Source organism: Rhodococcus sp. JS3073 (genome assembly GCF_026810085.1).
Classification (GTDB): domain Bacteria; phylum Actinomycetota; class Actinomycetes; order Mycobacteriales; family Mycobacteriaceae; genus Rhodococcus_F; species Rhodococcus_F wratislaviensis.
Window position 1 is genome coordinate 5,913,692 of the sequence record NZ_CP113951.1, and the last position, 21,598, is coordinate 5,935,289.

20 protein-coding genes are annotated in these 21,598 nt (G+C 66.9%); 7 read left to right on the forward strand and 13 right to left on the reverse strand.

The window, feature by feature from the left end:
- Nucleotides 1–2: 2 nt before the first annotated feature.
- Nucleotides 3–1,070, forward strand: a complete 1,068-nt coding sequence (locus tag OYT95_RS26695; RefSeq protein WP_268792279.1) for a 2-oxoacid:ferredoxin oxidoreductase subunit beta — start codon at nucleotides 3–5, stop codon at nucleotides 1,068–1,070.
- Here the strand turns inward: OYT95_RS26695 and OYT95_RS26700 are convergent.
- From OYT95_RS26700 to OYT95_RS26730, 7 genes are all read right to left on the reverse strand, one after another.
- Nucleotides 1,046–2,398, reverse strand: coding sequence for an MFS transporter (locus tag OYT95_RS26700; RefSeq protein WP_268789591.1), 1,353 nt, complete (start codon nucleotides 2,396–2,398; stop codon nucleotides 1,046–1,048). The two genes, OYT95_RS26695 and OYT95_RS26700, sit on opposite strands and share 25 nt — an antisense overlap.
- A 146-nt stretch (nucleotides 2,399–2,544) precedes the next feature.
- Nucleotides 2,545–3,339, reverse strand: a complete 795-nt coding sequence (locus OYT95_RS26705) for a 1,6-dihydroxycyclohexa-2,4-diene-1-carboxylate dehydrogenase (protein ID WP_037225722.1) — start codon at nucleotides 3,337–3,339, stop codon at nucleotides 2,545–2,547.
- Nucleotides 3,336–4,874, reverse strand: a complete 1,539-nt coding sequence (gene benC / locus OYT95_RS26710; RefSeq protein ID WP_268789592.1) for a benzoate 1,2-dioxygenase electron transfer component BenC — start codon at nucleotides 4,872–4,874, stop codon at nucleotides 3,336–3,338. Before benC ends, OYT95_RS26705 begins: the two co-directional genes overlap by 4 nt.
- 36 nt (nucleotides 4,875–4,910) lie before the next feature.
- Nucleotides 4,911–5,420 carry a benzoate 1,2-dioxygenase small subunit gene (gene benB, locus OYT95_RS26715; protein ID WP_112302505.1) on the reverse strand — a complete coding sequence of 170 codons (510 nt, stop codon included), beginning with the start codon at nucleotides 5,418–5,420 and terminating at the stop codon, nucleotides 4,911–4,913.
- A gap of 14 nt (nucleotides 5,421–5,434) precedes the next feature.
- Nucleotides 5,435–6,811, reverse strand: a complete 1,377-nt coding sequence (gene benA / locus OYT95_RS26720) for a benzoate 1,2-dioxygenase large subunit (RefSeq protein ID WP_037225713.1) — start codon at nucleotides 6,809–6,811, stop codon at nucleotides 5,435–5,437.
- A 181-nt stretch (nucleotides 6,812–6,992) separates the two neighbouring features.
- Nucleotides 6,993–7,988: a 2Fe-2S iron-sulfur cluster-binding protein gene (locus OYT95_RS26725; RefSeq protein ID WP_268789593.1), complete on the reverse strand. Its 996-nt coding sequence runs from the start codon at nucleotides 7,986–7,988 to the stop codon at nucleotides 6,993–6,995.
- 2 nt (nucleotides 7,989–7,990) lie between these two features.
- Nucleotides 7,991–9,202 carry a cytochrome P450 gene (locus tag OYT95_RS26730; RefSeq protein WP_268789594.1) on the reverse strand — a complete coding sequence of 404 codons (1,212 nt, stop codon included), beginning with the start codon at nucleotides 9,200–9,202 and terminating at the stop codon, nucleotides 7,991–7,993.
- A gap of 204 nt (nucleotides 9,203–9,406) precedes the next feature.
- Between OYT95_RS26730 and OYT95_RS26735 the strand changes: the two genes are divergently transcribed.
- On the forward strand, nucleotides 9,407–10,354 hold the full coding sequence (locus OYT95_RS26735; protein ID WP_268789595.1) for an AraC family transcriptional regulator: 948 nt from the start codon (nucleotides 9,407–9,409) through the stop codon (nucleotides 10,352–10,354).
- Between the two features lie 22 nt (nucleotides 10,355–10,376).
- On the opposite strand, the gene OYT95_RS26740 is transcribed toward OYT95_RS26735, so the two are convergent.
- Together OYT95_RS26740 and OYT95_RS26745 are read right to left on the reverse strand one after the other, a co-directional pair.
- Nucleotides 10,377–11,993 carry a 4-hydroxyphenylacetate 3-hydroxylase family protein gene (locus OYT95_RS26740; protein WP_268789596.1) on the reverse strand — a complete coding sequence of 539 codons (1,617 nt, stop codon included), beginning with the start codon at nucleotides 11,991–11,993 and terminating at the stop codon, nucleotides 10,377–10,379.
- Between the two features lie 24 nt (nucleotides 11,994–12,017).
- Nucleotides 12,018–12,578, reverse strand: coding sequence for a flavin reductase family protein (locus OYT95_RS26745; RefSeq protein ID WP_037231006.1), 561 nt, complete (start codon nucleotides 12,576–12,578; stop codon nucleotides 12,018–12,020).
- 165 nt (nucleotides 12,579–12,743) lie between these two features.
- Between OYT95_RS26745 and OYT95_RS26750 the strand changes: the two genes are divergently transcribed.
- Nucleotides 12,744–13,682, forward strand: a complete 939-nt coding sequence (locus tag OYT95_RS26750; RefSeq protein WP_268789597.1) for an AraC family transcriptional regulator — start codon at nucleotides 12,744–12,746, stop codon at nucleotides 13,680–13,682.
- Nucleotides 13,683–13,692: 10 nt separating this feature from the next.
- On the opposite strand, the gene OYT95_RS26755 is transcribed toward OYT95_RS26750, so the two are convergent.
- Both OYT95_RS26755 and OYT95_RS26760 read right to left on the reverse strand, forming a co-directional pair.
- Nucleotides 13,693–15,177 carry a multicopper oxidase family protein gene (locus OYT95_RS26755; protein WP_268789598.1) on the reverse strand — a complete coding sequence of 495 codons (1,485 nt, stop codon included), beginning with the start codon at nucleotides 15,175–15,177 and terminating at the stop codon, nucleotides 13,693–13,695.
- Between the two features lie 50 nt (nucleotides 15,178–15,227).
- Nucleotides 15,228–16,175 (reverse strand): acyl-CoA thioesterase, encoded by a 948-nt coding sequence (locus OYT95_RS26760; RefSeq protein ID WP_112302512.1) that lies wholly within the window; start codon nucleotides 16,173–16,175, stop codon nucleotides 15,228–15,230.
- Nucleotides 16,176–16,406: 231 nt separating this feature from the next.
- Between OYT95_RS26760 and OYT95_RS26765 the strand changes: the two genes are divergently transcribed.
- Nucleotides 16,407–16,946, forward strand: a complete 540-nt coding sequence (locus OYT95_RS26765; RefSeq protein ID WP_268789599.1) for a dioxygenase family protein — start codon at nucleotides 16,407–16,409, stop codon at nucleotides 16,944–16,946.
- A 14-nt stretch (nucleotides 16,947–16,960) separates the two neighbouring features.
- Here the strand turns inward: OYT95_RS26765 and OYT95_RS26770 are convergent, their stop codons facing one another.
- A complete protein-coding gene (locus OYT95_RS26770; protein WP_037231039.1) occupies nucleotides 16,961–17,731 on the reverse strand; it encodes an IclR family transcriptional regulator domain-containing protein in 771 nt (256 codons plus the stop codon).
- 206 nt (nucleotides 17,732–17,937) lie between these two features.
- Between OYT95_RS26770 and catA the strand changes: the two genes are divergently transcribed.
- The 3 genes from catA to catC are packed head-to-tail and all read left to right on the forward strand — an operon-like array spanning nucleotide 17,938 to nucleotide 20,228.
- Nucleotides 17,938–18,780: a catechol 1,2-dioxygenase gene (catA, locus tag OYT95_RS26775; protein WP_037230996.1), complete on the forward strand. Its 843-nt coding sequence runs from the start codon at nucleotides 17,938–17,940 to the stop codon at nucleotides 18,778–18,780.
- Between the two features lie 29 nt (nucleotides 18,781–18,809).
- Nucleotides 18,810–19,931 (forward strand): muconate/chloromuconate family cycloisomerase, encoded by a 1,122-nt coding sequence (locus OYT95_RS26780; protein WP_037231037.1) that lies wholly within the window; start codon nucleotides 18,810–18,812, stop codon nucleotides 19,929–19,931.
- A 15-nt stretch (nucleotides 19,932–19,946) separates the two neighbouring features.
- Nucleotides 19,947–20,228 carry a muconolactone Delta-isomerase gene (gene catC, locus OYT95_RS26785; RefSeq protein WP_037230994.1) on the forward strand — a complete coding sequence of 94 codons (282 nt, stop codon included), beginning with the start codon at nucleotides 19,947–19,949 and terminating at the stop codon, nucleotides 20,226–20,228.
- Nucleotides 20,229–20,296: 68 nt separating this feature from the next.
- Here catC and OYT95_RS26790 read toward each other — a convergent pair whose 3' ends face one another.
- A complete protein-coding gene (locus tag OYT95_RS26790; RefSeq protein WP_037230991.1) occupies nucleotides 20,297–21,484 on the reverse strand; it encodes an ROK family transcriptional regulator in 1,188 nt (395 codons plus the stop codon).
- Nucleotides 21,485–21,598 lie beyond the last annotated feature (114 nt).

Genomic DNA, 21,598 nt, shown 5'->3' on the forward strand with positions numbered 1-21,598 from the left:
AGATGATCAGTCGTGTCGGGGCAGATCTGGGACTGAGCGCCACCGCTCACGTGCCCACGACCGACGAACCGCAGAAGGCCAAGGACTTCACATCGGACCAGGAGGTCCGGTGGTGTCCGGGGTGCGGCGATTACGTCATCCTCGCCACGATCCGAAGTTTCCTGCCGGAGTTGGGACTCCGACGCGAGAACCTGATGTTCGTCTCCGGTATCGGATGCTCGAGCCGGTTCCCGTACTACCTCGATACGTACGGCCTGCACTCGATCCACGGTCGTGCGCCTGCGATCGCGACGGGTCTCGCGGTGACGCGCCCCGACCTGTCGGTATGGGTGGTGACCGGCGACGGCGACGCACTGTCGATCGGGGGCAACCATCTCATCCATGCCCTGCGCAGAAACCTCAACATGACGATCCTGTTGTTCAACAACAGGATCTACGGGCTGACCAAGGGGCAGTACTCGCCGACCTCGGAGGTCGGCAAGGTCACCAAGTCGACGCCGCTGGGTTCGGTGGACCACCCGTTCAACACGCTCTCCCTCGCGCTGGGAGCCGAGGCGACCTTCGCGGCCCGAGCCATGGACTCGGACCGCAAGGGGCTGACGGAGGTGCTGCGGCAGGCGGCGGCCCACCGCGGCACGTCGTTCGTGGAGATCTACCAGGACTGCCCGATCTTCAACGACGGCTCGTTCGACGTCCTACGCAAGGAGGGTTCCGAGCAGCGCCTCATCCCGCTGACCCACGGCGAGCCGATCGTCTTCGGCGGAGCAGGCGAATACTGTGTCGTCCGATCGGGTTTCGGCCTGAAGGTGGTCGCGGCTGCCGACGTCGACCGGGACGACATCGTCGTGCACGACGCCCACACCGACGACCCCGACTACGCGTACGCACTGTCGAGGCTCTCCGACCAGGACCTCACCCACACCGTGACCGGTGTGTTCCGCAGCGTCACGCGGGACACGTACGACGACATGGTGCGCCTGCAGAACGAGATCGCGCGGGAGAAGGACCCCGTCGACGACGGCTCGCTGCAGCGCCTGCTGACCGGTCACGACACCTGGACGGTGGAGTAGGCGGCCGCAGGCGCAGCGCGGGTGACCCGTGCGCGCGGAACGAAGAACGTCACGATCCCGCCCAGGACGGCGATGCCCGCGAAGACGTAGAACGCCACCTGGCTGCTGATGCCGGCGCTGATCAGTGCTCCGCCGATCAGGGGGCCGAAGATGCCGCCCAGCCGGCCGAATCCGGCGCACCAGGCCACCCCGGCGCCGCGCGCGGACGTCGAGTAGTAGTTGGAGACGAAGCCGTATATCAGGACCTGGGTGCCGATGGTGCCGACTCCGGCGACGGCGACGGACGCGAGGAGCACCGGCAGCGGGAAGCCGAGCGTCAGGAGGATCAGGGCGAGTGCGGCGAGACCGAACGTCGTGGCGACGACGCGCTGCGGTCCGATACCGTCGGCGACCTTGGAGGCGATCAGGCCGCCGAGGATCGCGCCGCCGTTGAGGACGAGCAGGAACGACAGCGAACCCTTCGCGTTGAAACCGGCGTCCTCCATGATCTTCGGAAGCCACGTGTTGAGTCCGTACGTGAGCAGGAGGCCGGAGAAGCTCATCATTCCGAGAAGCGCAGTGCCCCAGGCGTAACGGCGCGTCGCGAGTGCGGCGAAGCCGACCTTCTCGACCGAGGCCCGTTCCGCGGCGATCTCGTCGGCGCCGGGCATCGGGATGCCGGTGCGTTCGGAGATGCGGCGGGCCTTGTCCTCGTGGCCTCGGGCGACGAGCCACTTCGGCGACTCCGGCAGCTTCACGAGGGCCAGCGGAAGCAGGATCACGATGGGCAGTGCGCCGATCCAGAAGAGGCCGCGCCAGCCGATCGTGTCGCGCAGGACGATGGCGAGGAGGGACGCGAGCAGCCCACCGGCGGGGACGCCGCTGTAGACGATGGCGTTGTACAGGTTCCGCTTCCCGGGAGGCGCGAACTCTGCCACCATCGCCCCGGCCGTGGCGACGAGGCCGCCGACCCCGATGCCGGTGAAGAATCGCAGCAGGCCGAACATGGTGACGTTGGTGGCCAATGCGGCGAGTCCCATCCCGATGGAGAACCAGGCGATGTTGACGAGCATCATCCGCCTCCGGCCGAGGTAGTCGCCCACGGCGCCGGCGGTGAGTGCGCCCACCATGACACCGATGAGCGCGTACGAGCCCAGCGCACCGGCCTGCTGCGCGGAGATCTCGCCGAGTTGGCCGGGATCGTTCATCAATGTCGGGAGGATGGTGCCGTAGACCACCAGGTCGTAGCCGTCGAAGATGATCGCGATCGTGGCGATCGCGACGACCCAGGTGACGGCACTGCGGTGTCTCGGACTCGCCCAGGTGTCGGGGGTGGTGGATGGGTTCATGGTGATCTCCGCTCGGTGGGTGTGACGGGGAACCGGGTCTTGCTCATAAGTGCGCTGTGTCACAAATGAATTCAGGTAGAAAAATGCCCCACCGGCGAGACGATGCAATGCGCCCCGCCGATGAGGCGGTCGAGATCTGTGGGCAGCTAGCCGAGGTCGCCACCGGCGACGGGCAGTACCGTCCCGGTGATGTAGGTGGCCTCGTCGGAGGCGAGGAAGACGATGGCCGCGGCCTGCTCGTCCAGCGTTCCGTACCGCTTCAGCAGGGACGAGTCGACCGTCTGGTCGACGATCTGCTGGTACCAGGCCTTCTCCTGATCGGTCTCCGCTCCGGGGCCGCGAGGAACGCGGCGAGCGGGCGCCTCGGTGCCGCCGGGAGCGGTGGCCACCACGCGGATTCCGTACTGTGCGGCCTCGAGAGCGAGAGAGGCGGTCAGGGCGTTGACCCCGCCCTTCGACGCCGCGTAGGGCACGCGGTTGACACCCCGCGTGGCCACCGAGGACACGTTGACGATGGTGCCCGACTCCTGCGCGATGAGGTGGGGGAGGACGGCGCGGCACGTCCACAGGGTCGGGAACAGCGACCGCTGCACCTCCGCCTGGATCTGCTCGGCGGTGTAGTGCTCGTACGGCTTGGCCCAGATGGTGCCGCCGACGTTGTTGATCAGCACGTCGAGCCGGCCGTGCTGCTGCCGCGCCTCGTCGATCGCCGCCTCTGCGTCGGCGAACTGTTCCAGATCGGCGGTGATGCTGTGCGCGTCGGTGCCGTTCTCGCGCAAACCCTTCGCGACGTCGTGGACGAGTTCGGCGCGGTCGATCAGGATCAGCGACGCACCCTCGGCCGCGAGCCGGGTGGCGACCGTCAGGCCGATGCCCTGCGCTGCGCCGGTGACCGCGACGACCTTGCCGTCGAAGCGGTGCGGAGTGACGAGTCCACTCATGCGACGGCACTCCTCTCGATGGCGCGGCACATGGTGGCCTTGGCGTGCGCGCTGTGGCTGACGATCAGGTCGTGGGCGGCGGCCCGGTCACCCTTCTCGAACGCGGTGACGATGTCGAGGTGGTCGTGCTGGATGTGCTCGTCCACCCAGTCCGCGGTGCGAAGCACCTTCGTCATGAGCTGCGTGACCTCCAGGCGGTTGTACGCCTCGAGGAGCACGTCGTTGGCGGTGCACCGGAACAGGAATTCGTGGAATGCGGCGTTGGTGTCGGTGAAGGCGCCTGCGTCCGTGAAGTGGTCGTTCTCGATCGATTCGCACGAGGTCTCGGCGAGGATCCGGTACTCGGACAGCTGTTCCTTCGTCATCCGGCCGATGGTCAGTTCCATCGCACCGAGTTCGAGCGCCATGCGGGCGTCGAACTGTGCGTCCGATTCGGACAGAGGCTGGTGTTCCTCGCCGATCTCGTACTCGGGGGCCGCCTCGGCCGTGTCGGCTGCCGGCGGTGCGGAGGCCTCCGACCCACTCGGCGTCGTCGCGTTGTTGAACTTCTCGAAGTAGAAGTTCGCCGGCGTGACACCTTCCGACTTCAGGTGGTCGCGCACCGCCTCGACCATGGGAGGCGGACCGCACAGGTACACGTCCACATCGCCGTCGTTCAGGTGGGCGGGCTCGAACAGCCCGGTCACGTACCCCTTGTTCGGTGCACTGCTCGCCGGGTCGGACACGCAGTAGTCGAACGTGAACTGGGGCAGGGACTTCGTGTATTCCTCGAGCTTGTCCAGTTCCACCAGGTCCGCGTCGGACGAGACGCCGTAGACCAGGTGCACGGGGTGGTCGGCGGCGTCGGTGCGCATCTTGTCGAGGATCGACAGCAGCGGGGCCAGCCCGGTGCCGCCGGCCAGCAGCAGGGCGCGACGCTTCTGCTCGCGGAGGAAGAAGCTTCCCATCGGGCCGGTGAACTCGAGCGCGTCGCCGACCTGTGCGCGGCTACGCAGGTACTCCGACATCAGGCCGCCGTCGGTGATCTTGACCAGGAACGACAGTTCCTTCGACGTGGGTCCGGTGCTGAACGAGTACGAGCGCGTCGCTTCGGTCCCGGGAACGGTGATGTTCACGTACTGGCCGGGGAGGAAGACGAGGTCGTCCCGGTTCGCGATCTCGATCGTGAACCCGATGGTGGTGTCGGAGAACTTGCGGATCTCCGTGACCGTCGACGAGAACGTGCCCGCGGCGGTCTTCGCGACGTCGGACGTCGTCGGGATCTGCAGCACCAGATCGCTTTCCGGCATCATCTGGCACGGCAGGCAGTACCCCTGCTCCGCTTCTTCGTCGGTGAGCGCTTCCTCGATGTAGTCGCCGCCGTCGTACGTGCCGGATTCGCAGAGCGACTTGCAGGTGCCGCACGCCCCGTCTCGACAGTCGAGCGGAATGTTGATGCGCGCGCGGTAGGACGCGTCGGCGACCGTCTCGTCGCCGTCACACTTGATGAAGCGGGTGATCCCGTCCTCGAAACTCAGTGCAACTTGGAAAGTCATGGAAAACAGCTCGATTCGCGAAGAATGGGGAAGAAATCAGATGTGGTAGATGTCGACCACGTGGTGGATGTAGTCGTTCTTGAGCACGACCTTCTTCTTCCGGATCAGAGGCTGCTCACCGGAGAAGTCGATGGTGTAGAACGAATTCCCGAAGTACGTGTCGACCGTGTTGTACCGGAAGTAGAGCGTGAACCAGTTGAACCGGACGTCCACGACGTCGCCGCGACGCTCGGTGACCTCGACGTTCGAGATGTTGTGACCGGTGCGGGGTTCCGGAAGGCTCGTCGCGCTCGACCGATCGGTCTTGATGCGGAACACCCGGTCCTCGATGCCACCACGGTTGGCGTAGTAGATCAGGGAGATCTCGGTCATCGGGTCGGTGGTCAGTTCACCGTCGTCGGCCCACGCCGGCATCCAGAACTCGGAGTCGGGGTGATAGCACTCGATCCATTTCTCGAACTCGCGGTCGTCGAGGTAGCGGGCCTCACGGTAGAGAAACTGCTCGATGTCGTGCTGGGTGACAGTGCTTTCGGCTACTGCGGTCATGTTTCTCGTCTCCCTCAGCGGTTGTTCGCGGCAACGTCGGCGTCGAGCGCCTTGGTGAGCGCTTGCACCCAGTAGCCGTGCTGGATCGGGTACAGGCCCTCGTCCTCGGTCTTCACGCCGCTGGAGATGGGGTTGATGCCGATCTTCTTCGCGTCCTCGTCGGGGCCCTGGAGTTGGTGGGTGACACCGCGGCTGAGGTCGTTGAACGGTGCGGCGCCGGCCTGGTACGTCTTCTGGCAGGAGCGGAACTCCTCGAGATCGTCCGGAGTGGCCATGCCGGTGGCGTTGAAGAAGTCCTCGTACTGGCGGATGCGGGCGGCGCGTGCGGTGCGGCTCTCACCCTTGGGGGCGATGCAGTAGATGGTGACCTCGGTCTTGTCGACGGAGATCGGACGGAAATGCCGAATCTGCGAACCGAACTGGTCCATGAGGTACACGTTCGGGTACAGGCACAGGTTGCGGGACACGCCGATCATCCAGTCGGCGCGGTCTTCGCCGTACTCGGCGACGAGTTCGTCGCGACGCTCGTTCAGCGGACGGTTGGCGGGGTCGGCCCACTTGGTCCACAGCAGCAGATGGCCGTTGTCGAACGAGTAGTAGCCGCCCTGCTGCTTCGACCACTTGCCGGCGTCCATCGCCTTCGTGGCGTTGGTGGACTCGCCCGACTCCCGGCGCGACGTGGTCGCGGCGTAGTTCCAGTGGGTGGCGGACACGTGGTAGCCGTCGGCGCCGTTCTCGGTCTGCAGCTTCCAGTTGCCGTCATAGGTGTAGGTGGACGCGCCGCGCAGGACCTCGAGGCCGTCGGGCGACTGGTCGACGATCATGTCGATGATCTTCGTGGTGTCACCGAGGTGTTCCTCGAGCGGCGGGACGTCGGCGTTGAGGCTGCCGAACAGGAAGCCGCGGTAATTCTCGAACCGCGCGACCTTGGTGAGGTCGTGGGAGCCGTCCTTGTTGAACTGTTCCGGGTACCCGGCCTCACGCGGGTCCTTGACCTTGAGGAGCTTGCCGGAGTTGTTGAACGTCCAGCCGTGGAACGGGCAGGTGAACGTGGTCCGGTTGTCCGTCTTGCGCCTGCAGAGCATGGCGCCGCGGTGGCTGCACGCGTTCACCAGGGCGTTGAGTTCGCCCTCCTTGTTGCGGGAGATCACGATCGGCTGGCGGCCCATGTACGTGGTGAAGTAGTCGCCGACGTTCGGGATCTGGCTCTCGTGGGCCAGGTAGATCCAGTTGCCCTCGAAGATGTGCTTCATCTCGAGTTCGAACAGGTCCTCGTCTGTAAAGACGCTACGTCGCACCTGGTAGCGGCCGGTTTCCGCGTCCTCGATGAGTGCGTCGGCCAGCTTGGCGCGCACGTTTTCGGACGGCGCTGTGTACAGGGTTTCAGTCATGGGATCCTCCAAGATCTCCGGGGGGCTTGCGCCCTGCGAGGGCGCCCGGGTCCGGCAATGAATTCCACTCTTGCAGCCTGTGCGCTGCATCACACTAGGCATTTACCGAGTACTGACTAGGACGTGTTCGGCATGCGCACACCGGGGTCTCGGAGAACCCCGGTGTGCGTCGGTGCCGCGATCAGACGGCAGGCGTGAACTTCTCCCGGAAGATTCGCCGCGGAGCCATACGCCGGCGCTTGAATGCCTTGACGCCGGCGTCGACCATCGCGGGCGGCCCGCACAGATACCCGGAGTATCCGCGACAGGTGTCGAAGTCCTCCACGAACGCGTCCGTGACGTAGCCGGACCGCCCGGACCACGACTGGTCGCTCAGACACGGAACGTATCGGAAGCCGGGGTGCGCGCGTTCCCACTCCTGGAACAGGTCGACGTCGTAGAGGTCGGACTCCTCGCGCACGCCGTGATACAGGTGGATCGCGCGGTCCGGAGCCGACGTGAGTGCCTGGCGGGCCATGGCTTTCAACGGCGCCAATCCTGTCCCGCCGCCGAGCAGAACTATCGGACCCTCGTCGTCCGGATCGAGGCGGAAGTCGCCGAGCGGGCCCAGCAGGTCGACGCGCTCGCCGACGGACATCGATCCGAAAACCCATCCGTCCGTGGCCACTCCGCCCGGCTGCCGGCGGATGTGGAATTCGAGCACCTTCGATTCACCGGGTGGATTGGCCATGGAGTACTGACGACCCTGGCCGGTGCCGGGTACCCGCAATTCGACGTACTGCCCCGCCGAGAATTCGAGCGGGCTGTCGAGCGTGACGAGAACCCGCCGCGTGTCACGGGCGACGTCCTCGATCGCGCTCACGGTGCCGACGAGGTCCCGCAGGGCGTGGACGGTGCCCGCCGGCGCCGTGTCCAGGCGTTCCACCACCGTGTCACTGCACGGGGTCACCTGGCAGGCCAGCGCAAACCCCCGCTCGCGTTCGGCCTGGGAAAGCGTGTTGTCGGGCGACCGACGGTGATCGACGGACCCCGACACGACCCGCAGCTTGCACGTTCCGCACGTGCCCTGATTGCAGGAGTTCGGCATCCACACGCCGCCCCGCAGAAACGCGTCCAGCAAAGATTGGTCGGGTCCGCACTCCACGGTGTCGGCGGCGACCGAGACGGTGAAGGTCACGGCTACACCTCCCACGTGGTCTGGAGTGCGGTGGGGCCGCGGAAGCCCCAGCCCCAGAACTCGACGTCCGCGGCGGTGTCGCGCTCGAGGTTCGGGATCGCCTCGAACAGTTCCTCCAGTCCGATCCGGCACACGTGGTTGGCGAAATAGATTCCCGCGCACGCGTGGTTGCCCGAGCCGAATGCGAGGTGGGGGAGCGGGGGACGGGTCATGTCGTACTGGGTGGGGGCGTCGTAGACCTCCGCGTCGTGGTTGGCCGAACCGTACGACAGCAGGACGACGGACCCCTCGGGGAGGGACACGTCGCCGAGCGTGACGTCCGTGGTGCTGATGCGTGCGGTGGCCGACCAGATCGGGGACGTCCAGCGCATCCCCTCGGAGATGGCCCGCGGAATGAGGGCAGGCTCGTCGACGACGGCCTCCAATTGCTCGGGCCGGGTGAACAGGCCGACGAGCGTCGAAGCCATGCCGTGGCCGGGTTCCTGCATCGCGCCCAGCAGATAGACGAAGAGGGTGGGGTAGATGTACTCCCGGTCGCGAACCCGGCCCTCGGGCATGCCGTCGTGCAACCAGTGCGAGATGGCGCTGTCGTCGGGGTTGACGATCCAGTTGTCGATCAGCGGATCGACGATCGCCCGGATCTCGGCTTTCGCCTCGTCACCCTGGACGAATCCCTCGGGGTTGGTGAACTCGCCGTTCGCGTCCACCCCGGCGTTGGTGAAGGAGTTCGACAGCCGGTGGAACCAGTCGCGTAGCGTGTCCGAGCTGACGTCGTTCAGGCCGAGCAGGTCGCCGAGTGCGCGGACGCTGACGGGCTCGCAGTACTGAGAGACCAGGTCGGCCTTGCCGTCGTTCTCGAACTGCTCCACGTAACGCCGGGCGATGGGGCGGACGAGTCCGTCGACCCAGCGGTCCACCTCCGACGGCTGCAGTGCGGGGTCGACCATCGAGCGGAGGTCGCGGTGGATCTCGCCGTTGACCCCGATCACGGCGGGGTGACCGAACGTGCGGCCGCCGGCCTTGGTGATGATCCCCTCGAAGTCGGGGCTGTTGGCGATGGTGCGGCAGAGGTCGGCGGTGGTCGCGACGAACGAACCGAGAACCGGGACGTACGCCAGCGGCGCCTCGGCGCGCAGCCGTTCGTACACCGGGTACGGGTTGCGCTCGAGTTCCGTCATAGTGATCTCGTCGATCCAAGACAGGGTGGCGGTCATGTCAATTCTCCTCTTCGGAAACAACTTTCGCGGCCATGGCGGCGTGGAGGAGAACGTATTGCGCAGGTCGGTGGGTCGTCTAGCCATTCTGCGCGGGGTCTGGACGATGTGCGCGACCAGTTGTGATCGGGGTCTCAGTTATCCTCGACTCGGCGTCCCGGCGCAGCTTCAATAGGTCGGAACGACTCTTACCGAGGCAGGTGCATGACGATGGCATCGACGATCACCGAGACCCACGACTGGGATGCGGCGTCGAGAGCGGTGGCCGGTGCGTATTTTCCGCACACCCTGACCGATCTGTCGTCGGGCGGTGCGATGACGCTGTCGATGCGGACCGTCGACTTCGGTCCCGTCACGCTCGGCAGGCTGGACTGGGGCGCGGACGTGTCGATCGAATGCGACTACCCGGGTGCGTACGAGGTCAACATCCCGCTGTCCGGTTCACTGGAATCCTGTTCGCAGGGCGACACGGTGGTGTCGCGTCCGGGGCAGGCCACGGTCTTCCGGGCCGACGAGCCGACTCTGATCAGCCGGTGGAGCGGCGATTGCACGGTGCTCGGCGTCAAGTTCGACAGCGACTACCTCCAGCGGGAGGCCGACCGGATTCTCGGCGCCGACTTGCGCCTCGGGCTGCGCCTGCCGTCCCAGATCGATCTCACCGGTGCATCGGAGAGCAGCTGGTTTCGCCTGGTCCACTCGCTGACCGCGCAGCTGCGGGAGCCGGCCGACCTCCTTGCCAATCCGGTGGTCGGCCCGCAACTCGCCGGCGCGATCACGTCGGCCTTCGTCCTCGCCGTCACACCCGACGAGGAGGTGCGCGGCGGCGCGCCCCGACCGCGGATCGTCAAGCGGGTCCTCGACGGGTTGAACGACGACCCGGCGCGGGCCTGGACGGCGGCCGACATGGCCGAACTCGCCGGCACCAGTGTGCGCCGGTTGCAGGAAGGGTTTCGCGAGTACGTCGGACGAAGCCCGTCCGAATGCCTCCTCGACATCCGCCTGAGTCGCGCCGACGCCGACCTGAGGGCGCTGGAGCCGGGTGTCACGGTCTCCGAAGTCGCTGCCCGATGGGGGTTTACCCATGCGGGCCGGTTCTCCGCCGCGTACCGCCGGCGGTACGGCAAATCCCCGTCAGAGCTGATTCGCTTCTGACGGGGACTGCGCGGGTGTTCGGTTACTTGTTACCGAAGTACGAGACGTCGTCGTTGCCGATGAGGTCGGGGACGGTCCAGCCGTCGAGGTCGTACTCGGACAGGCACTGCTCGGCGAAGCCCTTCATGGAGGCGACGTCGCCGCGGTTCTCGGCGGCGAACAGCAGTTCGGCCTTCACGTTTTCGTGGTTGCCGGAGTAATTGCGCTCGTACAGTTCGTGGCGGCCACCGAACTCGCTGCCGATCGAATCCCACAGCGCCTTCATGATCTTGACGCGTTCGACCGCGGTCATGCCGTCGGAGCCGCGGACGTACTTGTCCAGGTACGGGCGGACGTCGGGGCTCTTGAAGTCGCGTGCGCTCGAGGGCAGGTAGATCAGGCCGGACGCGACGTCCTGTTCGATGATCTCCTTGATGCGCGGGTAGCCCTGGATCATGAACATGCGGTACGTGAGGCCGTATTCGAGCTTGGGGATGACGGTGTCGCCGATCCACGGCTCGGGATTGCGTGCCATGGATTCGGTGAGTGACCAGAACAGGTTTCGCCAGCCGATGACCTCACCGACGCGGGTCTGCACGCCGCGGAAGCCGCCGGCTCCGGTGGCGTCGAGGGCCTTCATCAGCATGCCGGCGATGAAGTCGAGTTTCACGGCCAGGCGTGTGCAGCCCTGGAACGTGAAGCGGGGCAGGAATCCGGACTGCGGGAAGAAGCCGTTGATCTTGTCCACGTCGCCGTACATGAAGACGTTCTCCCACGGCACCAGCACCTTGTCGAAGATGAAGATGGTGTCGTTCTCGTCCATGCGGCTCGACAGGGGGTAGTCGAACGGGGTGCCCATCACGGCCGCGTTCTGGGTGAACGAGGACCGGCAGATCAGCTTCACACCTGGCGCGTCCATCGGGACGGTGCAGATGAGGGCGAATTCCTTCTTCTTGATCGGCAGGCCGTAGTGGGCGATGAAGTTGTAGTTGGTGATCGCGGATCCGGTGGCCACGACCTTGGCGCCGGAGACGATGAGGCCGGCGTCGGTTTCCTTCTCCACCTTCATGAATACGTCGCCGACCTCGTCCGGCGGGAGCTGCCGGTCGACGGGCGGGTTGATGATGGCGTGGTTCCAGTAGAGGACCTTTTCCTGCGATTCCTTGTACCAGCGTTCGGCGTTGTCCTGGAACGGCGAGTACAGCTCCTTGTTGGCGTGCAGGGTGCCGAGGAAGGAGGCCTTGTAGTCGGGGGAGCGGCCCATCCAGCCGTATGTCATGCGCGCCCAGGTGGCGATGGCGTCGCGTTCCTTCAGCAGGTCGTCCGCGGAGGTGGGTGCCTTGAAGAACGGCATCGTGACGCCGCCGTTGCCGGTGTCGGTGGGGGTGGTGACCTTGTCGACGTGTTCGCCGGTGTGCATCGAGTCGTAGAGGCGGGCGGTCATCCGGATGGGGTTGCGGAACGCCGGATGCGTGGTGACGTCCTCGACGCGCTCGCCGTGCAACCAGATCTCACGGTCGTCGCGCAGCGACTCGATGTACTCGTCACCGGTCATCGGCCGCGACGCGAAGTTGGCGGTGCGGTTGGCCTCGCAGTCTGCGGCCGGGTTGACCTTCGTCGGGTCGAGCGCGGTCTCGGGGGCGCTTTCGGTGGTGGTCATGGAATGTCCTTTCGGATCGGGCGGTCAGTTGACGGGCTGAAGATGGAATGGGGTGAAGGAGGTGGTGGAGTCGAACCAGCCGTTGTTCGGATCGTCCATCGATCCGTTCCATGCGGCCGACGCGGACGGTGAGCCGAGGTCGTGGAAAGTGCTCCGGTAGAACAGCAGCGGGTCCTTGCCGCTGGATTCGGCCGCGACGATCTCACCGATGAAGATGATGTGATCGCCACCGTCGTACTCGGCCCACGGCCGGCACGACAACGTGGCGGCGGCACCGCAGATGATGGGGGCGGTCGGCCCGTCGGCCCACACGGGTTCGGGGTTCTGCGGTCGCCCGGCGAAATGCATCGCGGTGTCCACCTGGTCTGCGGCGAGAATGTTGACGGCGAAGGGTGCCTTGCTCAAGTAGTTGCAGGCCTTGGACTTTCGGGTCAGGGTGATCTGGCACAGTCTCGGTTCGATCGAGACGGCGGTGAAGGCGGTGACCGTCGCGCCGTGCGGCAGGCCCTCGGAGTTGGCGCACGTGATGACCGTGACTCCGCTGGCAAACTGCCCGAAAATGTTCCGGAGTTCGCGTTGCTCCATGGTCGGAGCCTCCCTTCCTGTCCGGGGCGCTGATGAGGTACGGACGAAGGTACGACCGTGGGAACGGCGCGTCGATCCGCTGAGCGCGGAGGTGATCCGCTTTGCGCGGTGACTTGGATCACGCCGAAAATTGCAATCGAAGGTGTCCGTGGTCACACTGGTGCCATGCAGCCCGCGTCCAAGCTGATTCGCCCCGAAGATTGGGACGAAGCGTCGCACGTGGTGTCGGACGTGTACTTCCCGCATCGGCTGACCCCGCTGAACAGATCGAACGCCCGCAACACCGTCGCGGAGGCGGTGGAACTCGGGCCGGTCAAGATCACCCATATCGGCTGGGGCGCGGACGTGTCGATCCAGTCGGACCATCCCGGCGCGTATGCGATCAACGTGCCGCTGTCGGGGCATCTGGAATCGGTGACCGGCAAGCACGAGGTGTCGTCCGTGCCCGGGGACGGAACGATCTGCCCACCCGATACCACGACGCTCATCACCGACTGGAGCAAGGACTGCTCGATCATCGGCGTGCGTATCGACCGTGACTACCTGCACCGCGAGATGGCGCGGATCCTGGCGCGGCCGGGACTGCGACTTCCCCCGCAGCTGGACCTGACCAGCGAGAACGGTGCCAGTTGGCTGGCCCTGGTGCGGTCGCTGCTGGACCAGATGCTGCGGTCGGACGGCGTCTACACGAACCCTCTCGTGGCCGAGCAACTGTCGGGGGCGGTCACCACGGCGCTGGTCCTGGCAGCGGTCCCGGACGACGAGACGGCCGGTGCCGGTACCCGGCCGCGCATCGTCAAGCGCGTCATCGACGAGATCCACGCCGATCCTGCGCGGGCGTGGACGGCGGCCGAGATGGCCGAGATCGCGGGTGTCGGGGTTCGGCGCCTGCAGGAGGGATTCCAGGAGTACGTCGGGGTGAGCCCCCGCGACTACCTGCTGGACGTCCGGCTCGAACGCGTCCACGACGACCTGCTGCGCGCGGACGGTTCGTCGACGGTCGCCGAGGTCGCGATGCGCTGGGGTTTCACCCACACCGGCCGGTTCGCGGCGGCGTACCGGCGGAAGTACGGCGTGGCGCCCTCGGAAGCGCTCCGGGGCTGACGGTCCGGCGTCAGCTCACGTAGGAGAAGATCGTCGCCATTCCGGCGGCAAGGTGATAGTCGTTGTGGCAGTGCGTGATCCACTGGCCCGGGTTGGTCGCGTCGATGTCGGCGGCGACGGTCTGTCCGGGGAGCACGATCACGGTGTCCTTCCGCGGTCCGGAGCCGTCCGGCCGGGCCACGGCGAACGTGTGCCCGTGCAGGTGCATGGGGTGGAACATCATCGTGGGGTTCGTGTAGACCAGCCGTACCCGCTGGTCCCGGTGGACGGTCAGCGGCGTGTGGTCGGGATAGGCCTGGCCGTTCACCGTCCACGTGTACTGCTTCATGTCGCCGCCGAGCGACGCCTCGAGGGTGACACCCGGGTCGACGACGGGTAGCCGGACGGCGTCGGTGGCCCTCAGGTCGGCCACGGTGAGTGGGGGAGGGCCCAGTTCGCGGGGCGCGACGGTGGGGTCGGGGGCGGCGCCGCCGCCGGTGCGCACCACCGCGAATCCCTGCGCGCCCTTCCCCTCGGCGACCGCGACCAGCGGGAACACCCCGTCCTGCAGGGTGACGACGGCGTCGTATCGCTCGCCCATACCGATCAGCACCGAGTCGGTGTCGACCGGTTCGACGGGGAAGCCGTCCGTGTCGGTGACGGTCAGCCGGTGGCCACCCAGCGCGACCCGGAACGCGGTGTCGTCGCCGGCGTTGATCAGCCGGATGCGGGCGCGTTGCCCCGGCCGCGCCGTGAACACGGTCGGATCGCCGGGTGGTTTCCCGTTCAGCAGGTACACGGGGTACCGGACGTCGCCGGAGTCACCGCCGAGCACGGGCGACGTCATCTCGGGCATGGACGCCATCCGCCCGCCGCGGAGTGCGTCGAAGACCTGCGACGGCGTGCGGTCGGTCAACCAGTCGGACAGCACGACGACGAACTCGGTGTCGTAGTTCGCGGGTGTCCCGGGATCGTCGATGATCAGAGCCCCGTACAGCCCTCGGCCGCGCTGGAGATCGCCGTGCGTGTGGTACCAGTAGGTGCCCGGGTCGGGCGGGATGAAGTCGTAGACGAACCCTGTGCCCGCCGGTATCGGGGCCTGTGTGACATCCGGGACCCCGTCCATGTCGTTGCGGATGGCCAGCCCGTGCCAGTGCACCGTGGTGGAATCCGAGAGCTGGTTGCGACACCGCACCTGGACCCTGTCCCCGACGTTCGCCCGCAGTATCGGGCCCGGCAGTTGAGTGTTGTACAGCCACGCAGCAGTGCGCGTACCTGCGATGTCGACGTCGGATTGTGCCGCGGAGAGTTCGTAGGCGACCGGTCTGCCCCCGGGAAAGCGGCGTTCCTCGGCCTCGGCGTACGCGCGTACATCCGGAGAGTCGGGCCCGATCGCGGCCTCGGCGTCGTCGGCGCGGGAGCAGGCCCCGGTGAGCCCGAGCAGTGCGGCTCCCGCTCCCCACTGCAGCACGCGTCGCCGGGACAACGGCACGTCGAGTGGACGGTTCCCAGGCATCCCCGCTCCTTCCGCGGGTAGACCGTTTCCCGTGACGCTACTCGGGCGGGTCAGGCCAGGGCGCCGATTCGCGCCCGGTCGCGCAGTGCGATGAGTTCGCGGGCGTGCGCCTCCAGTTTGCGATCCTCGTCGGACTGCGGAACCCACTGCCGCGCCGCCGTCGCGGCGCCGTCCTCGTCGACGGCGGCGACCACGGTGAGGCAGTGGGTGGTCAGGTTCATCTCCCGGGTGCGCGGGTCACCGGACCGCACGTGCACCGAGATGTGCATGGTCTGCGCGCCGGTGTGCAGCAGGCGGGCGTCGACCTCGACGACGTGACCGATCTGGATCGGGCGGTAGAAACGAACCCCGCCGGCGTAGACGGACACGCACGGTGTGCCGTTCCACGACGTGCCGCACAGGTAGGCGGCCTCGTCGATCCAGCGCATCACGGTTCCGCCGTGGGTCTTGCCGCCCCAGTTGACGTCGGTGGGCGCGGCGAGGAACCGGGTGAGCGATTCCGGTGCGGTGCCCGCGTCGGTGTAATTCTGCTTGCTCATCGCCTCTTCGATGTCGGCTCGCAGGCCGATGCGCATGACCGCTTCTTCGGACTCCGCTCGGTCGGTGGCGGTGACGGGCTGCCACGGCGGCACACTCGTCGGCTTTCCGGAGTCGTCGACGGCCACGAAGATGATCAGGCAGTTGCTGGCCTCGGTGAACTGCCCGGTCCGCGGGTCGGCCGACGACACGGTGCACTGGATGTGCATGCTCGAGCGCCCCGTGTGGACGAGCCGCGCTTCGACCTCGACGAGGTGTCCCGACTCGATGGACCGGGTGAACTTGATGTTTCCCACGTAGGCGGTGACGCAGTAGCTCCCGCTCCAGCCGACCGCGCAGGCGTAGGCGGCCTTGTCGATCCATTCGAGGATCCGGCCCCCCTGGACGGCCCCTCCGAGCGTCGCCACCTCGGTGGGTGCGGCCAGGAAGCGGAGGGTGATGCTGCGAGGAGGCGTGGTCATCGATGTGATCCTCGGGAATTCGACGTGGCCGGCACGAGGGCGCGAACCGGGGACGGCGAAACGTCGTTGTCCGCCGGTGGCGGGGAAATTATCCCACAGATGCACCCGGCCGACCCGTCCGCGATGTGAACAGACCGGAGGTTGACGAATGCGTGTGACCACGCGCACACTCGACATCGACCGCACAGCGTTCTCAATGTACGCACAGCGTACGAGTGATCGGATCAGGTGATGACCTCGACGTCGACGACGACCGCACCTCACGTGGACCGGGCAGGCCTCGACCACGTCGACCGGGAGTTCTACCTCCCCGCGCAGCGAGTGCTGCCATGGAAGGCGAACCTCGCGGCGCTCCCCGGCGAACCGGGAACTCCGCTCCGCATCGCGGGGGTCGTGCGCTCACGCGACGGCGAACCACTGTCGGGGGCGGAACTCGAGATCTGGCACGCGGACGCCGACGGCTGCTACTCCGGGTACTCCGTCGAGATTCTGCGCAACAACCTGCGCGGCATCGTCGTCACGTGCGCCGGTGGCCGCTTCGACATCTCGACCGTGCAGCCCGCACCGTGCGAATTCTCCAGCGCCCGGAGCGAAGCCGACGTGGGTCACGTCAACGTGATCGTGCATGCGCGGGGCTTCCGTCCGCTCGAGACGCGGCTGGTTCCGACGCCGGGCGCGTCGCGGGAAGTGGGCGCGTCCGCCGTGGAGTCGCTCGTCGGCGTCAGTGCCGGCGGCGAGGTCGCCTGCGACTTCGTGCTCGACCCGGTCTGACCGACGTGACGCCGTCAGCCGGCGTAGCCCATGTCCGAGCTCAGGGCGGCCGCGGCGGCCAGGACGCACGGAACGGCCTGTTCTCGGAACTGCGCGGGAGTGTTGCGCGCGGACGACGTGGAACAGGCGACGACGCCGACCACTGTGCCGCCTGCGTCGCGGACGGGGGCGGCCAGCGAGATCAGCCCCTTCTCCAGTTCCTCGGACGTCAGGGCGAATCCCTGCTCGCGGACCTTGGCGAGTTCCCGCTCGAGTTCGGCTGCCGTGCCGATGGTTTCGGGCCCGAGTTTCTGGAACGTGGACTCGGCGACCACCCGCTCGACCACGTCGGCGGGAGCCCAGGCGAGGAGCGCGCGGCCCATGGATGTGGCGTAGGCGGGGACGCGGGTGCCGACGGAGACGTTGATGCTCATGATCCGCCGGACGGGGACTCGAGCCGCGTAGACCACGTCGGCGCCGTCGAGTACGCCGAGCGACGCGGACTCCTGGGTCTTCTCGGCCACCTCGAGCAGTCGGGGCATCGCGGCCTCGATCAGCGCGTGCGACTCCGAGTAGTGCTGTCCGATGCTGAGCACACGGGGGGTGAGAGACCACCGCCCGCCCGCGCCGGCGACGTACCCCAGCTTCTGCAGGGTGAGCAGGATCCGGCGGACGGCGGGGCGCGACAGTCCCGCCTCCGTGGCGAGTTCGGCGAGCGTGGGGTTCGGGCGTTGGGCGTCGAACGCCAGCAGCACGGCGAAACCACGCTCGATGCTCTGGATGTAATCGCGATCGCTCTCGGTCATTGCGGCCTCCACCAGCGATTCGTGTGCGTATTCGGACTCGGGGTTGACATTTCAATGTGACTGCGCGCACAGTAGTGGTGTACGCACAGCGTGATAGTAGTACGCAGAGCGTACAGAAGCAAGACTCTCGGCGCGTGAACACCCACCGCGCCGCCCAAAACTCGATACAGCCCAATCCGCTCCCCTCCCAGCCCAAGGAGAAACAGATGACCACCACCGAGAGCCCCACCGCCGCCGGATCCGGCTCCGCCGCGACCGACAAGTTCAAGGCCGAGCGCGTCACCGCCGACACCTCGCCGGAGCGGCTCGCGGCCATTGCCAAGGATGCGCTCGGCGCACTCAACGACGTGATCCTGAAGCACGGCGTCACCTACCCCGAGTACCGCGTCTTCAAGCAGTGGCTCATCGACGTCGGCGAGGGCGGCGAGTGGCCGCTGTTCCTCGACGTGTTCATCGAGCACTCCGTCGAAGAGGTTCTCGCCCGCAGCCGCAAGGGCACCAAGGGCAGCATCGAGGGCCCGTACTACATCGAGAACTCTCCCGAGCTGCCGTCGAAGTGCACCCTGCCGATGCGTCCCGAGGACGAGAAGATCACCCCGCTCGTCTTCTCGGGCCAGGTCACCGATCTCGACGGCAACGGCCTCGCAGGCGCCAAGGTGGAACTGTGGCACGCGGACAACGACGGCTACTACTCGCAGTTCGCCCCGCACCTGCCCGAGTGGAACCTGCGCGGCACCATCATCGCCGACGAGGAGGGCCGCTACGAGATAACCACGATCCAGCCGGCGCCCTACCAGATCCCGACCGACGGCCCGACCGGTCAGTTCATCGAGGCGCAGGACGGTCACCCGTGGCGTCCCGCGCACCTGCACCTCATCGTGTCCGCGCCCGGTAAGGAATCGGTGACCACGCAGCTGTACTTCAAGGGCGGCGAGTGGATCGACAGCGACGTCGCGTCGGCGACCAAGCCGGAACTCATCCTCGACCCGAAGACCGGTGACGACGGCAAGAACTACGTCACCTACAACTTCGTGCTCGACCCCGCGTGACCCGTTCCACCCGTAGAGAAAGTGATCCGATGACCGACCTGTCGATCGTTTCCGTCGAAACGACGATCCTCGATGTGCCGCTGGTGCGTCCCCACAAGTTCGCCACCACGTCGATGACGGCGCAGCCGCTGCTGCTCGTCGCCGTCACGACCGCGGGCGGCGTGACCGGCTACGGCGAGGGCGTCGTCCCCGGCGGCCCGTGGTGGGGCGGCGAATCGGTGGAGACGATGCAGGCGATCGTCGAGCGGTACATCGTCCCGGTGCTGCTGGGGCGGGGTGTCGACGAGATCACCGGCATCATGTCGGACATCGAACGAGTCGTCGCCAATGCCCGTTTCGCGAAGGCCGCCGTCGACGTCGCTTTGCACGACGCCTGGGCCCGCAGCCTGGGTGTGCCCGTGCACACGCTGCTCGGCGGCGCCTTCCGGAAGAGTGTCGACGTCACGTGGGCCCTCGGCGCCGCACCCGCCGAGGAGATCATCGAGGAGGCGCTCGGGCTCGTCGAGTCGAAGCGGCACTTCAGTTTCAAACTGAAGATGGGTGCGCTCGATCCCGAGGTCGACACTGCCCGGGTGGTCCAGATCGCGCAGGCTCTGCAGGGCAAGGCCGGCGTCCGCATCGACGTCAACGCCCGCTGGGACAGGCTCACTGCGCTGAAGTACGTGCCCCGCCTCGTCGAAGGCGGCGTCGAACTGATCGAGCAGCCCACGCCCGGTGAGCAGCTCGAGGTCCTCGCCGAGCTCAACCGACTCGTCCCCGTCCCGGTGATGGCGGACGAGAGCGTGCAGACTCCGCACGACGCCCTCGAGGTCGCACGGCGCGGAGCCGCGGACGTCATCGCCCTCAAGACCACCAAATGTGGCGGCCTGAAGAAGAGCCGCGAGGTGGTCGCGATCGCGAAGGCAGCCGGAATCGCCTGCCACGGAGCCACGTCCATCGAAGGCCCGATCGGCACCGCGGCGTCCATCCACTTCGCGTGCGCGGAGCCCGGCATCGACTTCGGCACCGAACTGTTCGGGCCGCTGCTGTTCAGCGAGGAGTTGCTGCAGGAACCGATCCGCTACGCCGACGGTCAGGTGTTCCTGCCCGAAGGGCCCGGCCTCGGAATCGAGCTCAACATGGACGCAGTCAAGACCTGGACCAGGAACTAAGGAGCACACCACCCGATGGCACTCTTTCACGTCCGCATGGACGTCGCCATTCCCCGCGACCTCGACCCGCAGGTCCGGGACGAGACCATCGCCAAGGAGAAGGCGTACTCGCAGGAGCTCCAACGCTCCGGCAAGTGGCCCGAGATCTGGCGGATCGTCGGGCAGTACAGCAACATCAGCATCTTCGACGTCGAGTCGGCCGACGAACTGCACGAGATCCTGTGGAACCTTCCACTGTTCCCGTACATGAACATCGAGATCATGCCGCTCACCAAGCACGGTTCCGACGTCAAGTAGGCCCTCCGGGCCCGTGCGTGGTTAGCGAGTCTCTGGACTCGTCAACCACGCACAGGCGGCGGAGCCGCCTATTTCTGCTGCGCCAGCAGCTGGTCCACCGCGCGCACGCTGAGGACGTGGTCGAGTGCCATGGTGGCGCTGCCGACGACTCCCGACAGTTCCCCGTGTGTCCAGGGGAGGATCTGAAGCTGTTGGGTGGCAACGGCGATGGCGTTGCCGTACAGGGTTTCGCGTAGCCCGGCGACGAACGTGTCGTAGGCCTGCGCCATGTCACCGCCGACGATCACGACCTCCGGATTGAGGAGGTTGATCGCACCCGACAACACTTCGCCGATCTGCCGTCCGCTCTCGCGGATCATCCGCCGGGCCTCGGCGTCCCCGGCCAGGGCGAGGGTGATCACGTCGCGGATGTGGGTGACTTCGCGTCCCTGCTCCTGCAGATTGCGGACCAGCGCCCACCCGCCGGCGACGGCCTCGATACACCCGACATCACCGCAGCGGCACACGACTCCTTGTGCCGCTGCGGTTTTCGTGTGCCCGATCTCGCCTGCCGCGCCGAGGGCGCCACGCTGGAGGACGCCACCGGACACGAGGCCGGCGCCCAGACCAGTCGACGCCTTGATGAGCAGCATGTCGGCGAAGTCGCGGCGTTCTCCGCGCCGCTCCGCCAGCACCATGACGTTGGCATCGTTGTCGACGAAGACGGGTGCGTCGGTGACGTCGGCGAGGAACGGCTGGAGGGGGACGCCGTCCCAGCCCGACATCATGGGGGAGTTCAGGCTGCACCCGCGTTCGGTGTCGACGGTTCCGGGGAGGCTGATCCCGATCCCGACCGTCCTGCCCGCGGTCTCGCCCAGACTCTCGCGCAGTGCGATGAGGCGTTGCGCGATGACGGGCATCAGCTCGGCCGGGCTGGTGCCGATTTCCTGCTCCACGTCCTCGGCGACGATGACGTCGCCGGCGAGGTCGCAGATGGCCAGCTGAGTGCGGCTCCGGCCGATGGCCGCCGACAGCACGACACCGGCCTGAACGTGAAACGAGAGCTTCACCGGCGGCCGACCCCCGGTCGAGACACCCTCCTCGCGTTCGACGACGAGCCCCGACGCCTGAAGCGAGGAGACCCGCGCCGCGACCGCGGTGCGGGAGAGGCCGGTGAGGGTGCCGATCTCGGTGCGCGTCGTTGCTTGCCCTGCGCGAATGAGGGCGAAGACGTCGCCACCCGTCGCCGGGGAGGTCGTCGAGCGAGGCGTCCGCATGCAGGCCATTCAACCAACCGGACACGCGTCTGACAACGTAAGGCCCGGATCTTTGTTCGCCGAAATACTTAAGTCTGTATTGATCGAAAGCGAAAGGTCGCCTACTGTCGTCTG